Source organism: Agreia sp. VKM Ac-1783 (assembly GCF_900177765.1).
Taxonomy (GTDB): domain Bacteria; phylum Actinomycetota; class Actinomycetes; order Actinomycetales; family Microbacteriaceae; genus Agreia.
The window spans coordinates 79,615-93,258 of the sequence record NZ_FXWI01000004.1; the positions used below are offsets into that span (position 1 = coordinate 79,615).

Below are 13,644 nucleotides of genomic sequence, written 5' to 3' on the forward strand. Positions count from 1 at the left end.
AGCGCTTCGCCTCTACCCTATCAATTCGGGAACCGTCGAGATCCGAAACTGAACAAATTCGAAACTGTATCTATCCGGAACTGCAGAGTTCCGTATATGCTCCTTCGTATGACCCAGATCACTTCATCGCCCTCGGACGTCGCCGACGCCGCGAAGGTCTCCCAACGCCGCTGGCTGACGCTCACCGTCGTCGCCCTCGCCCAGCTCATGGTCGTGCTCGACTCGACCGTGGTCAACATCGCCCTCCCCGCCGCACAGACCGATCTCGGATTCAGTGACGGCGACCGCCAATGGGTTGTGACCGCCTACTCCCTCGCCTTCGGCAGCCTGCTCCTCCTCGGCGGCCGCCTCTCCGATCTCATCGGCCGCAAGCGCACGTTCATCATCGGGCTCGTCGGATTCGCGGTGGCCTCTGCACTGGGAGGTGCTGCTGACAGCTTCGGCACACTCGTCGCCGCCCGCGCCCTGCAGGGAGTCTTCGGAGCTCTTCTCGCCCCGACCGCCCTCGCGGTTCTCACCACGACCTTCACCATCCCCAAGGAACGCGCCCGCGCCTTCGGCATCTTCGGTGCAATCGCCGGAGCCGGCGGTGCGGTCGGACTGCTCCTCGGCGGATTCCTCACGGAGCGCTTCGACTGGCGCTGGAACCTCTACATCAACGTCTTCATCGCGATCATCGGCGTGATCGGCGCCGTCATCTACGTGTCGGAGTCCAAGCGCACCGGTCCGCGACCGAAGCTCGATATCCCGGGCACCGTCCTCATCTCCGGCGGCCTCTTCGGCCTGGTCTACGGCTTCGCCAACGCCGAGACCGACGGTTGGGATTCGCCGCTCACGTGGGGCATGCTCGCGGGCGCCGCGGTACTCCTCGTCGCCTTCGTGCTCTGGCAGCGCAGAGCCGCCCACCCCCTGCTACCGCTGAAGATCGTGCTCGATCGCAACCGCGGCGCGGCATACGCCTCGGTGCTCATCGCGGGCGCCGGCATATTCGGCATCTTCCTCTTCGTCACCTACTACCTGCAGACGTCGCTGGCCTTCTCACCGATCCAGACGGGCCTCGCCTTCCTGCCGATGATCGGCATGCTCGTGCTCGCCGCGCAGCTGTCGACAAACATCTTCGTGCCGCGGTTCGGCCCGAAGATCATGGTTCCGACCGGAATGATCCTCGCCATGATCGGCATGATCCTGCTCACCCGACTCGACCTCGACAGCAGCTACGCCGCCAACGTGCTTCCCGCCCTGATGGTCATGGGCTTCGGAATGGGCACGATCATGCCCGCATCGATGCAGACCGCAACGCTCGGCGTCGACCGCGAGTTCGCCGGCGTCGCGTCGGCCATGGTGAACACGAGCCAGCAAGTCGGAGGATCGATCGGCGTCGCGCTGCTCAACACTCTGGCAGCCACGGCCGCCGCCGATTACCTTACGGCGAACGCACCCGTCACCGCGGCGGTGGCCGCGAACGCCGCCATCGCGAGCTACGCGACCGCGTACTGGTGGGGTGCCGGCTTCTTCGCACTCGGTGCGGTCGTCTCCGCGCTGCTGTTCCGCCGACGCGGCCAGGGGCTGTCGCTCTCCGCGCACCCTGCGGCACCGGCCGCGCAGGCCGACGCATCCGACGCCGTGCCGATGCCCGTTCACTAGGGCCGCCGCGCTCGACCCTGTTCGCGCCCGTTCGGCGCATCCGCTGCCTCTCGACCGGTGGCGGATGCGCCGAACGGGCGCGGATGCGTTCAGGCGTCGTGCAGGGGCACGTCGGGCATGCGGTCGTGCATCACCTGGATCGCCTCGGGGTTCTGGTCGACGAGCACGAATCGTCGACCGAGCGCCTGAGCGACGGCGCCGGTCGTGCCGCTGCCCGCGAAGAAGTCGAGTACCCAGTCGCCCTCACGGCTCGACGCCTGAATGATGCGGCGCAGGATGCCCTCGGGCTTCTGGGTGGGATAGCCCGTCTTCTCGCGGCCGGTGGGCGACACGATCGTGTGCCACCACACGTCGGTGGGCAGCTTGCCGCGCTCGACCTTCTCAGGCGTGACGAGACCGGGCGCCATATACGGCTCGCGGTCGACCGACGACGAATCGAAGTAGTAGCCCGCAGGGTCTTTCACGTAGACGAGGATCGTGTCGTGCTTCGCCGGCCAGCGGCTCTTCGACTTGGCCCCGTAGTCGTAGGCCCAGATGATCTCGTTGAGAAACGACTCTCGCCCGAACAGCGCATCGAGCAGCACCTTGGCGTAGTGGGCTTCGCGGTAGTCGAGGTGCAGATACAGCGTTCCGTCGGGGGCGAGCAGGCGCCAGGCCTCGATCAGGCGGGGTTCGATGAACTCCCAGTAGTTCTCGAACACGTCGTCATAGGCGAGCAGGTCGCCCTTGATGCGCTCATAGCTGCGACCCTTGAACCCGGTGACCGAGCCGACTCCGGCCTGCGTGCGAACGGATGTCGTCGACTGCCGCTTCTGCACGCGGCCCGTGTTGAACGGCGGGTCGAGATAGATCAGTGTGAACGCCTCATCGGCGAGGCCGGCGAGGACCGGAAGATTGTCACCCTGGATGATCCGGCTGACTCCCTGGTCAGACGCCGGGTCTGTCGGATGATCGGGCATCCTGCAATTGTGGCAGGTCTTGCCGAGGCGTATCGTTCGTTGAATGCAGAGCCGCGAAGTGCGCCATGAACCCGATGCCCGCCGCTACACCCTCTGGATCGACGGTGAACAGGTCGGCCTCGCCGACTACGAGATGCGGGGCGACGCGATCGCCATCACGCACACCGAGATCGATCCCAGCAAGCAGCACGGAGGTCTCGGCAGCGTGCTCGTTCAGGGCATGCTCGACCAGATCGCCCAGGGCACAGAGCGCGTGATTCCCGCATGCCCGTTCGTGGCGAGCTACATCGACAATCACGACGAGTACCAGCCGCTCACCACGCGCTGAGCCCTCTCACCTGGCACTGAGCCCTAGGGAACGCGGGCGATCCACTCGGGCGTGCTGAACTTGGTGCGCACGAGCTCTTCGGCTTTCGCGTACTCCTCGTCGGTGATGTCGCCGGGCGTCGCTCCGTAGAGGCCCGTGAAGGTCGCGATCATCTTGTCGATGATCTCGGCGCGTGACAGACCCGTCTGGCTGCGCAGCGGGTCGACCCTCTTCGCAGCCGACTTCGTGCCCTTGTCGCTCATCTTCTCGCGGCCGATGCGCAGAACCTGCACCATCTTCTCGCCGTCCATGTCGTAGCTCATGGTCACGTGGTGCACCACGGCGCCGTTGCCGAGTCGCTTCTGCGCTGCCCCGCCGATCTTGCCCGTGGGGCTCGTGATGTCGTTCAGCGGCGCGTAGTGCGCGTCGATTCCGAGCGCCTTGAGCGCGATGATGACCCACTCGTCGAGAAAGGCATAGGAGTCGGCGAAGGTCATTCCCGAGACCAGCGCCGCGGGCACGTAAATGGAGTAGGTGATCACGGAGCCGGCCTCCATGAACATGGCCCCGCCTCCCGAGATGCGCCGAACCACGTCGAAGCCGTGCTTGGCCGCGTTCTCGAGGTCGACCTCGTTCTTGAGCGACTGGAAGCTGCCGATGACGACGGCGGGCGACTCCCACTCCCAGATGCGCATCGTGGGCTGGCGCCGACCCTCGCCCACCTCGACCGCGAGCACCTCGTCGAGAGCCATCTGCTCGACCGGCGGGACGGCCTTCGAGTGGATGACCTGCCAGTCGTAGTCGCGCCATCCGGTGGCCTTGGCAAGCGAGCGCCGCACGGCTACCGCCACGGCCTCGGGCGAGAAGCCCAGAAGCTGCGCACCCTCGGGCAGCGCGGCCTTCACGGCGGTGGCGATGGTAGCCGCGTCGGACTCGACCGGCAGACCCTCGATCGCCGCGTTGATCAGCGGAAGAGCGTCGTCGGGCTCGAGAAAGAAGTCACCCGCCAGGCGGAAGTTAGCGATGCGACCATCGACTTGATCGAGGTCGACGACCACGAGTTTGCCGCCCGGAACCTTGTACTCACCATGCATGCAGCCAGCCTACGCCGCGAGGGTCAGAACTCGTCTCGGTGCGAGGAAGCCGCCGAGGCGCGCAGCGGATGTGGCGCGTCGAGGTGCGGCAGATACCCCTTCGTTCTGAAGGCGAACGGCGTTTTGCCGCAACTCGATTGCCGCCCCGCGGAGCGAGTGCAGCAAAAACCCCTTCGGCGACGGAACGAAGGTGCATTTGCCACACTTCGCTCGAACCCGAACTCAGCGCGCGCGGCGCTCGAGCCAGTCGACGAGGCGGTCGGCCACCGCCGCGCGGTTGGTCTCGTTGAAGACCTCGTGCCGCGCCTCGGGAAAGACGACGACCTCCACGTCAGAGAGCCTCGACCGCCGCGTGAAGGCGCGGGCGAGTCGACGCATGCTGACGGTTCCACCCAGTGTGTCGTCGCTGCCGCCCATGATGAGCACCGGCAGATCGCGGCGGATATCGCGCCCCGGCAGCCCGAACAGCAGCAGACCGTCGCGCACCCCGAGCTCTTCCAGCGCCTTCGCATCGAACATGAACGGGTCGGCCGCGGCAGCCGCCTGAATGGCCACGTCGCGGCTCAGCCACTCGAACCCCGTGCCCTGGCCGCGGGCCGGGCGGTGACGCCGCGTCAGGTCGCCGCCATCCATCGACCCCGGCATCCGCAACGCCGTGCCGGTGAGCACCACGCCATCGAACGCCGTCGATCGGGTGTTGATCACGCGCTGCAGCAGCAGCGATCCGAGGCTGTGGCCGATCGCGAAGAGCGGAACGCCGGGCACCTCGTCGCGCAGCAGCCTGGTGAAACGCAGGATGTCGGCGCCCGCCGTGCGCACGCCGTCAGGCCCCATGCGCTGGCCGGGCTGCGTCTCGCCGCCGGGCAGTCGGGCGGTCTCGCCATGGCCACGCAGGTCGTGCGCGTACACGGCGTATCCGGATGCGTTCAGTCGGCCCGCGAGTTCGGCGTACCTGCCCGAGTGCTCGCCCAGGCCGTGCACGATCTGCACGACACCGCGCGGGTTCTCGATGGGCCAGGCGGAATAGCTGATGGCGACGCCGTGGTCGCTGAGAAACTGGGGCACCCGTTCATTGTGCACCCGCGCCCGGCCTCTGCCTTCCCTTCGCGGATGAGGAAAAAAGCGCGACACCCCGCTGCAAGCTCAGGGCCAGCCGGCGTGTCTTCACTTTTTCCTCATCCGCGAACAGGGAAGCACGGGGAGCGGGGCGGTCAGCTCCGGGTCAGCTCTCTCTGGTGATCTCCACCGTGACGAAGAGGCTCGATCCGAAGGGGCCGGCGTAGACACCGCGCAGCGGCGCCACGTCGTTGTAGTCGCGACCTCGGCCCACCGTGACGTGGCGGTCGCCGATGTCGATGGAGTTCGTGGGGTCGAAGCCCCGCCACTCTCCGCAGTACCACTCGACCCAGGCGTGCGACTCCCCGGCGACGGTCTCCCCGATCTCCGCGTTCGGCTTGGGGTGCAGGTAGCCCGACACGTAGCGCGCGGGGATTCCGACGGAGCGCAGGGCGCCGAGCGCGATGTGAGCGATGTCCTGGCAGACGCCCCGTTTGTCGGCCCAGGAGTCCTTCGCCGTGGAGTGCACGTGTGTGACGCCCTGCACGTACTGCATCTGGTCGCCGATCGCCGAGCAGATCTCGAGGGCGGCCTCGCACGGGCTGTCGTAGCGCGAGGCGATCTCGCCGGCCAGCTCGACGATGTCGTCAGCCGGGTCGGTGAGCCTCGTCTGCTTGGAATGCTCGACGAACGAGGTGGCTTTCGCGGACGCGTCGGCCAACGCCTCCCACCCGACAGCGTGGGGCTTGTGTGCGCGGGGGCGCACCTCGACGAGGCTGTTGGCGGTGAGCGACAACTCCTTGTGCGGAGTCAGCACTTCGAAGCTCGACACCCGGGTGCCCCAGTAGTCGAGGTAGTTGTGGTTGCTCGAGACGGGCGCGATCTCGAGGTTGGAGTACAGCACGAACTGGTCTGTGCTCGAGACGGGGAGCATGCGCGCCTCGTTGTACGAGGCCGCGACCTCGCCCTCGTAGCGGTAGCCGGTCACGTGTCGGATGCGGAGCCGGTTCATGTGTTCTCTCCCGTCCAGGAAGGAGCCGCGTTGGTGGGGAAGTATCTCTGCCTGATCGCCTCGGACGCGGTCGACGTGGCATCCTGCACGCTGTCCATGTGCTTTGGCAGCTCGTGCAGAATGTCCATGATCGGGCGGTATTCGAGCTGGCTGCGGATCTGGCCGAGCAGGCGCTGGGCCCTGTCGGTGACCCCGACGCGGTCGTTGCGGGGCTCGATGGCTCGCAACGACTCCTCTGCCCGAGACACCGAGAAGATGATCGAGCGCGGAAAGAGACGGTCGAGCAGCAGGAACTCGGCCGCGTTGCGCGCCGAGGGCACGCCGCGATAGGTGCGCAGGTAGGTCTCGTAGGCGCCGCACGACCGCAGAATGGTCGTCCAGCTGGGGCCGGATGCCTCGGTGAGGCTTCTCGTCGCGAGCAGGCGGGCCGTCATGTCGGCCTGCTCGAGCGAGCGGCCGAGGTTGAAGAAGTGCCAGGCCTCGTCGCGGCTGGTTCCCGCCTCGACGATGCCCACCGCGAGCGCGGCACGCTCGCGTACCCAGCCGAAGAACTCGTGGGTCTTCTCGGCCGCGACCTTGCGCGGCATCTTGGCACGGGTCGTATTGAGGCACTCCCACAGCTCGGTCGACACGATCTCGCGCGCCCGGCGGGCGTTCTCGCGGGCCGCTCCGAGCGAATAGGCGATGGATGCGGGATGCGTGCGGTCTACCGCGAGGGTGGCGAGCACGTCCTGTCGCGTCAGTTCACGTTCGGGTCCGGGGACCTCGCTGCCCATGAGCGCAAGAAGCGAGCGGCAGGCGAGGTCCTCTTCGATCCACGGGTCTTCGAGCAGGAGCTGAAGGTGCACGTCGAGGATGCGGGCGGTGCCGTCGCTGCGCTCGATGTAGCGCCCGATCCAGAAGAGGCTCTCGGCGATGCGGCTCAGCATTTGTCTGCTCCTTCATTCCGTTCGTCGAAGGATGGTCTCGATACGTCGGCTCGTTCCTCGCCGACTACTCGACCAGCGCTGCTGCGCTGATCGAGTAGGCCGCCCGCGGCCGTATCGAGATCGTTGCCGCTCTGTTGCTGCTGTTGCTGCTGCTGGTCGTTGTTCGGCTTGTCTTGAGGCGAGTGATCGACCGCGTGCTTGCCCACGATCGGAATCGACTGCGTGTTCGCCGCCTGGTCGGCCACCAGGCCCTGGATGTTGCGGGCCGAGGACTCCTGGAAGAAATCGGGCTCGAGGCCGATGACCCACGTGTCCTTCGATCCGCCGCCCTGGCTCGAGTTCACGACGAGCTCGCCCTCGGGAAGCGCGACCCGCGTGAGCCCACCGGGCAGAACCCAGATGTCGCTGCCGTCGTTGACGGCGAACGGCCGCAGGTCTGCGTGACGCGGCCGCATCCCGTCTTCGACCAGCGTGGGGATCGTCGAGAGCTGCACGACCGGCTGCGCGATCCAGCCGCGCGGGTCTTTGAGCAGCCGCTTGCGCAGCGTCTCGAGCTCGGTCTTGGATGCCGCCGGTCCCACCACGAGGCCCTTGCCGCCGGATCCGTCGACGGGCTTCACGACGAGTTCGTCGAGGCGGTCGAGCACCTCCTCGAGCGAGGCCGGGTCTTCGAGGCGCCACGTGTCGACGTTGGGGATGATCGGCTTCTCGCCCAGGTAGTACTGGATGAGGTCGGGCAGGTAGGTGTAGACGAGCTTGTCGTCGGCCACGCCGTTGCCGACCGCGTTGGCGATCGTGACATTCCCGAGCCGTGCCGCCATCATGATGCCGGGCGAGCCCAGTTGGCTGTCGGCGCGGAACTGCAGCGGGTCGAGATACTCGTCGTCGACCCGGCGATAGATCACGTCGACGCGCATGGGACCGGCCGTGGTGCGCATCCAGACCCTGCCGCCCGAGCAGAACAGGTCGCGGCCCTCGACGAGCTCGACGCCCATGAGTCGGGCCAGCAGGGTGTGCTCGAAGTAGGCCGAGTTGTAGACGCCGGGGGTGAGCACAACGACGTTGGGGTCGTCTACTCCGGCGGGCGCCGAGGCGCGCAGGGCCTGCAGGAGCTTGTTGGGGTAGTCGCCGACGGGACGCACGCGCATGCTGACGAAGAGCTCGGGCAGGGTCTGCGCCATGACGCGGCGATTGGAGATGACGTAGCTGACCCCGCTCGGTACGCGAACGTTGTCTTCGAGCACCCGCCAGGCGCCCTTCTCATCGCGGATGAGGTCGATGCCCGACACCTGGATGCGCACGTTGTTCGCCGAGACGATGCCGGCGGCCTGACGATGGAAGTGGCTCGACGAGCTGATCAGGCCCGCGGGGATGACGCCGTCGCGCACCGCGTGCTGGGGGCCGTAGATGTCCGCGAGAAAGGCCTCGAGCGCTCTGACGCGCTGCTTGATTCCGGCCTCGACGTTCAGCCACTCCTTCTGCTCGATCACCCGAGGAACGGCGTCGAGCGGGAAGGGCCGTTCTTCGCCGGCGAAGTCGAAGGTGACGCCCTGGGCGAGGTACGAACTGGCCAGCGCATCGGTGCGCCCGCGCAGTTCCTCCTGCGTCATGCGGGCCAGCGCCTGGTACACGTCTTTATAGGCGGCGCGGGCCTCTACGGGCGCCAGAGAGCTGGGTTCGGGGAACATTTCGTCCCAGGCGCTCGCGGACCCACGCGAGGAGCGAGGGTTGAGTGTGGCGCCGTAACCGGCGAACAGGTCGACCATGCCCCGAGCCTAGTGCGGCGTTGTTGCCGGGGTGTTTCGGACCTTCCTGAGCCTTACTCCCGCTCCCTGAGCCTGTCGAAGGGGAACTCAGGCGGTCGTCCCTGCGCGCAGCGCCTCGGCGAAGAAGTCGAGCGACCGGGAGACCTCCGGCAGCGTCGGCGTGCGGTTCAGATGTCCGTGCAGCATTCCCGCCGCGAGCCGCGTCTCGACGGGAACGGCCACCTCGGCCAGCTGCTCGGCGAACAGCTCTCCCGACGGCCTGAAGTCGTCGTACTCGCTGATCAGGATGCGTGTGGCCGGGAACCCCTCGAGCGGCGCGTTGCCGGGAATCACCTCGGCCGGGAGGTCGGAGAGCCGCCCGGCGTAGTTGGCGAACATCGCGCTCACCGCCGAAGCGGGAGCCCGAAGCACCCGCGGCAGCGTCGTCATCACCGCGTGAACCTCGTCGTCGACCGAGGGAAGGGGGAAGTGGAGCGCCGGATAGGCGAGCAGCAGCGCCGCGGGAATCGGGCCGCCGTTGCCGCGCACCCGCACGACCGTCGCGGCGGCCAGGTTGGCCCCCGCGCTTCCGCCGCCGATCGCGATGCGGCGGGCATCCACCCCCAGGTCGTCGGCGTGAGCCGCAAGCCAGAGCCAGGCTGCCTCGACATCCTCGAGCGGAACCGGATAGCGAACGCCCGCGTTCGCGAGCCGGTAGCCGACGGCCACGACGAGGGCGCCCGATCGCGCGGCGAGCTCCGCGCCCACGACGTGGGACTCGTTCATGTCGAGGTCGCCTCCGACGAAGCCGCCGCCGTGGTTCCAGAGCAGCGCCGGCACTGGGCCCGAAGCACCGACGGCCCGATACAGCCGCACCGGAATCGGTCCGTGCGGCCCCGGCACGACGTCGTCACGGATGTCCACCGACAGGGGAAGCTCGTATGGCGCCGGGTCGGTGAAGAACTCGGCATAGACGCGGGCGTTGTCCGGATCGGAGCGATCCGCGTTCCACGCAGGGTCGGTCGGGATGCTGCGCACCCTGTCGGCGAGGTGAGGGTCGAGGGGCATGATCAGGCGACCATTTTTCGCCGGAGAGCAGTCAGATCCTCGGCGGAGAATCCGTGCGACCTCAGGTATTCCGTCACCGTGCCGTGGTCGTGCCGGATGACGCCGAGCACCTCTTCGATGAGCTCGCGGGGCGATGCGAGCAGGTCGTCGAGAACGGCATCCGGCACGGGCGACCCGTCTGGCGACGTCAGTTGCATCAGCGACGACACCTCTGCCCGGAACCCGGCGCCGAGCAGGTCGCTCGATTCCGCGTAGGTGCGCACGATGTCGGCGTCGCGCACGCCGAGTGCGGCCAGCAGGATCGCCACGAAGACGCCCGTGCGATCCTTGCCCGCGGTGCAGTGGGCGAGCACCGCGCCCTGGGCGGCGGTGATCGCGCGCAGCGCCTGAACGATCTCGTCGCCCCTGGTCTGCACGATCTGCCGGTAGATGGAGCCCAGTCCTGACTCACCGGAGTCGTCGGCCGCAGCACCCACGAACAGGCCGGCCTCGGGGTCGGACGGTTCGTGCAGGGGGAGATGGATGAGTCGCGCGCCCTCGATCTCGTCGGGCGCCTGCGTCACCTCGGTCGTGCCGCGCAGATCGAGGATGGTATCGACCCCCAGCAGCGTCAGCGACCGCCGGCCGTCGAGCGTGATGCCGTGGAGTCCGGCCGTACGGAAGAACAGTCCGTCGTGCACCCGCCGACCGTCCATGGTCTCGAGCCCCCCGATGCCTCGGGCGTTGTGCACCCCGGCGATGTCGATACCCCTGTGGTCGCCGGCGGGCGAGGTCTCGACGGCAGCGGGCACCGCACCCGTGCGGACCACCTCTCGGTACCAGTCGAACGACGCTTTCGGCGTGCGAACAAGAGTGTCGGCGTCGACGTGGATCAGCCCGAACCGTTGGGTGAAGCCGGCCATGTACTGCAGATTGTCGTGGCTCGACCAGGCGTGGTAACCGATGACTCGGGCGCCGTCGGCGATGGCGTCCGCGACCTCCTGAATCGCCCAGGTGAGATACCGGATGCGATGGGCGTCGTCGACGACGCCCGTCGCGTCGGGCGCGTCCGGGTATCCCACGCCGTTCTCGGTGATCACCACGTCGGGGTGATCAGGGTAGGTGGACCCCAACCAGTCGAGCGCCTCGCGGAGCCCGCCCGGTGTGAGCTGCCGGTGCGCCCCTCCCCAGGGCAGGCCGGGTGCCGGCACGATCGCGAAGCCGAGTCCGGCCGTCACGGGCGCGAATCCGCCGAACATCGCGGCTCTTACCGGGAGCTCGGCGAGGTGTGCCGCGGCGCGTTCGGAGGAGGCCACACTGTACGTGGAGTACCAGTTCACGCCCAGCACATCCATCGGCTGCGCGATCGTCTCGAGGTCGCCGTCGCGCACGACGTCACCGAGCACGGCCTCGAGCTCCGGAAGGTGGCCGCGCCCCAGCATGGGGTCGAGGAAAAGCCGGCCGTCGAAGTACTCGGCGCGTTCGGCCGCGGCGATATCGTCGGGGTGACTCGTCGCCGGAACAACTCCGTTCATGCTGAGGATGGTGCCGATCCGCCCGGCCACGCCTGCCGCGCGCAGGGCGAGGATGGACGTTCCGTGGGCGAGCAGCAGGTTATGCACGGTCGCCAGACCCGCGGCGCCCTCCCGTCGAGCGGGCGGCAGGAAGCCGGCGACGTAACCGGCGAGCGATGGATGGGTCGGCTCGTTCATGGTGAACCACTGCGAGACCCGGTCGCCCAGGCGCTCCCCCACCGCCGTGGCCAGCCGGCCGAAGTGCTCCGCGAAATCGCGGGTCATCATGCCGCCGAGGTCCTCCATCCACTGCGGTGTGTCCCAGTGATACAGGTTCAGGGCCGGCTCGATGCCGCGCTCCAGCAGGCCGTCGACCAGCCGCTCGTAGTAATCGAGCCCGGCCTCGTTGACCGTGCCCGTCGCATCCGTCACGATTCGCGGCCACGCCACCGAGAAGCGGTGGGCGCCCGCCCCCAGGCTCTTCAGCAGGTCGAGGTCTTCGGCGAGCCGGTGGTACTGGTCGATCGCGCGATCGCCGCTCGTTCCGTCGGGGGTCGTCAGACCGGAGTGCATCGCGGTGTCCCAGATCGACGGCACCTTGCCGTCGATGTTCCAGGCGCCCTCGACCTGGTACGCCGAGGTTCCGGTGCCCCAGGTGAAGCCTGCGGGGAAGGTGTTCGTCATGCGGTGTCTCTCTTCTCGGAGTAATCGGGGATTCGTGGCGCTGCCTCGAGCAGCTGGCGGGTGTAGGAGTGCTGCGGGGCCGAGATGACGCTCTCGGTGTCGCCGCTCTCGACGATGCGCCCATCGCAGAGCACAGACACCGAGTCGGCGATCATGCGCACCACGGCGAGGTCGTGCGAGATGACGAGCAGGCTGAGGCCGACCTCGTCGCGCAGATCGGCGAGCAGGTTGAGCACGCGGGCCTGCACCGAGACGTCGAGCGACGAGACGGGTTCGTCGCAGAGAAGCAGCGCGGGGCGGGCCACAAGCGCACGCGCGATGGCGACCCGCTGCGCCTGACCGCCCGACAGCGTGCCCGGGCGCGCATCCGCGAAACGGTCGGGATCGAGGCCGACGCGGGCGAGCAGCTCGCGCGCGGTCTCGCGGCGCTGGCGGCGTGTTCCCTCGCCGCGGATGGTGAGCGGCTCGGCGACGATGGCGATCGTGGAGCGGTGCGGGTTGAGTGAGGAGATCGGATCCTGGAAGACCATCTGCACGGGGTGGTCGGCTCCGCCGTCGTCGATGTGCACCGAGCCGGAGCGCGGCCTCTGGAGGCCGAGGATCGTTCGGGCGAGTGTCGACTTGCCCGAGCCCGACTCGCCGACCAGCCCGACGCATCCGCCGGCCGGCACACGCAGACTCACGCCGTCGAGCACGATGCGGTCGCCGTAGCCGACCACGAGGTCGTCGACCGCGAGCAGGTCCCGGGGAGTGGACTCGGTGTGATGGGTCGGATCGATGGAATCGGTCATGAGAGTGCTCCGGTCTCGGGCACGCGGAGCCGTCTGAGACGGGGCCCGTCGAGCCGCGGGATGCTGTCGAGAAGTGCTCGGGTGTAGGGGTGCGACGGAGCGGCGATGACCTCGGCCGTGATGCCCGCCTCGACGATGCGGCCGGCCCGCATAACGATGATCTCGTCGCACCGCTCGGCGGCGACTCCGAGGTCGTGGGTCACGAGCAGCATGCTCGACCCGGTTCGCTCGCGGGTCTCCTGCATAAGATCGAGAACACGCTTCTGCACGGTGACGTCGAGCGCCGTCGTGGGCTCGTCTCCGATGATCAGGGCGGGCTCCGTCAGCGCGGCCGCGCCGATGCCGATGCGCTGGCGCTGCCCACCAGACAACTGGTGCGGGTAGCGACGCGACTCGTCCTCCGAGTTGCGGAAGCCGACGCTGCGCATGAGCTCGACACCTCGTGCCGCCCGGTCGCGGCGAGTCGAGCGCCCCGTGAACGCCAGGGTCTCTGTGAGCTGCTCGCCCACCCTGATCGTGGGGTTGAGTGAGCGCAGCGGGTCCTGGTGGATCATGCCCACGCTCGCCGCGAGCGCCCTCCGGCGCTCGCGGCCGCGGAGCCGCAGCATGTCGTGCCCGTCGAGCCGCACCTCGCCCGTGACGCGCATGGTGACGCCCGGCGGATGAACGCCCAGGATCGAGCGGATGAGCATGGACTTGCCGGCACCGGACTCGCCGACGATGCCGAGCGATCGCCCGCGGGCAAGCGAGAAGGTCACGCCCTCGATCACGGGGCGCTCGCTGCCGTGGCGCTGCACGGTGGCGGTGAGGTCGCGCACCTCGAGAATCAAATCATTCGAGCTGATGGTCTTCATCGCTTCAC

12 protein-coding genes are annotated in these 13,644 nt (G+C 68.1%); 2 read left to right on the forward strand and 10 right to left on the reverse strand.

The genetic code is table 11. The features are described 5' to 3' along the window. Positions 1-108: 108 nt before the first annotated feature. Positions 109-1,644 carry an MFS transporter gene (locus CCK87_RS14505; RefSeq protein ID WP_086462348.1) on the forward strand — a complete coding sequence of 512 codons (1,536 nt, stop codon included), beginning with the start codon at positions 109-111 and terminating at the stop codon, positions 1,642-1,644. Positions 1,645-1,733: 89 nt separating this feature from the next. On the opposite strand, the gene CCK87_RS14510 is transcribed toward CCK87_RS14505, so the two are convergent. Further along, a complete protein-coding gene (locus CCK87_RS14510; RefSeq protein WP_086462135.1) occupies positions 1,734-2,603 on the reverse strand; it encodes a site-specific DNA-methyltransferase in 870 nt (289 codons plus the stop codon). Positions 2,604-2,646: 43 nt separating this feature from the next. On the opposite strand from CCK87_RS14510, the gene CCK87_RS14515 reads away from it, so the two are divergent. Then, positions 2,647-2,931: a GNAT family N-acetyltransferase gene (locus tag CCK87_RS14515; RefSeq protein WP_055776721.1), complete on the forward strand. Its 285-nt coding sequence runs from the start codon at positions 2,647-2,649 to the stop codon at positions 2,929-2,931. A gap of 23 nt (positions 2,932-2,954) precedes the next feature. Here the strand turns inward: CCK87_RS14515 and CCK87_RS14520 are convergent, their stop codons facing one another. The 9 genes from CCK87_RS14520 to CCK87_RS14560 all read right to left on the reverse strand — a co-directional run bounded on the left by CCK87_RS14520 (position 2,955) and on the right by CCK87_RS14560 (position 13,636). Further along, positions 2,955-4,004 carry a biotin/lipoate A/B protein ligase family protein gene (locus CCK87_RS14520; RefSeq protein WP_086462136.1) on the reverse strand — a complete coding sequence of 350 codons (1,050 nt, stop codon included), beginning with the start codon at positions 4,002-4,004 and terminating at the stop codon, positions 2,955-2,957. Between the two features lie 222 nt (positions 4,005-4,226). Then, positions 4,227-5,069 carry an alpha/beta hydrolase gene (locus CCK87_RS14525; protein ID WP_249273919.1) on the reverse strand — a complete coding sequence of 281 codons (843 nt, stop codon included), beginning with the start codon at positions 5,067-5,069 and terminating at the stop codon, positions 4,227-4,229. Positions 5,070-5,226: 157 nt separating this feature from the next. Next, the gene (locus tag CCK87_RS14530; RefSeq protein ID WP_086462138.1) at positions 5,227-6,072 is read right to left on the reverse strand and encodes a transglutaminase family protein; all 846 of its coding nucleotides are present in this window, start codon (positions 6,070-6,072) and stop codon (positions 5,227-5,229) included. After that, positions 6,069-7,001 (reverse strand): alpha-E domain-containing protein, encoded by a 933-nt coding sequence (locus tag CCK87_RS14535; RefSeq protein WP_086462139.1) that lies wholly within the window; start codon positions 6,999-7,001, stop codon positions 6,069-6,071. The genes CCK87_RS14530 and CCK87_RS14535 overlap by 4 nt, the downstream gene beginning before the upstream one ends. Next, positions 6,995-8,767, reverse strand: a complete 1,773-nt coding sequence (locus CCK87_RS14540) for a circularly permuted type 2 ATP-grasp protein (RefSeq protein WP_086462140.1) — start codon at positions 8,765-8,767, stop codon at positions 6,995-6,997. The genes CCK87_RS14535 and CCK87_RS14540 overlap by 7 nt, the downstream gene beginning before the upstream one ends. 87 nt (positions 8,768-8,854) lie before the next feature. Further along, positions 8,855-9,814, reverse strand: a complete 960-nt coding sequence (locus CCK87_RS14545; protein WP_086462141.1) for an alpha/beta hydrolase — start codon at positions 9,812-9,814, stop codon at positions 8,855-8,857. Between the two features lie 2 nt (positions 9,815-9,816). Continuing rightward, complete coding sequence (locus tag CCK87_RS14550) at positions 9,817-11,991, reverse strand: family 1 glycosylhydrolase (RefSeq protein ID WP_086462142.1); 2,175 nt, start codon at positions 11,989-11,991, stop codon at positions 9,817-9,819. Next, entirely contained in the window at positions 11,988-12,782 is a 795-nt protein-coding gene (locus tag CCK87_RS14555; RefSeq protein WP_086462143.1) for an ATP-binding cassette domain-containing protein, read from the reverse strand. The genes CCK87_RS14550 and CCK87_RS14555 overlap by 4 nt, the downstream gene beginning before the upstream one ends. Beyond that, positions 12,779-13,636 (reverse strand): ABC transporter ATP-binding protein, encoded by an 858-nt coding sequence (locus tag CCK87_RS14560; RefSeq protein ID WP_170927305.1) that lies wholly within the window; start codon positions 13,634-13,636, stop codon positions 12,779-12,781. The genes CCK87_RS14555 and CCK87_RS14560 overlap by 4 nt, the downstream gene beginning before the upstream one ends. Between the last annotated feature and the right edge of the window lie 8 nt (positions 13,637-13,644).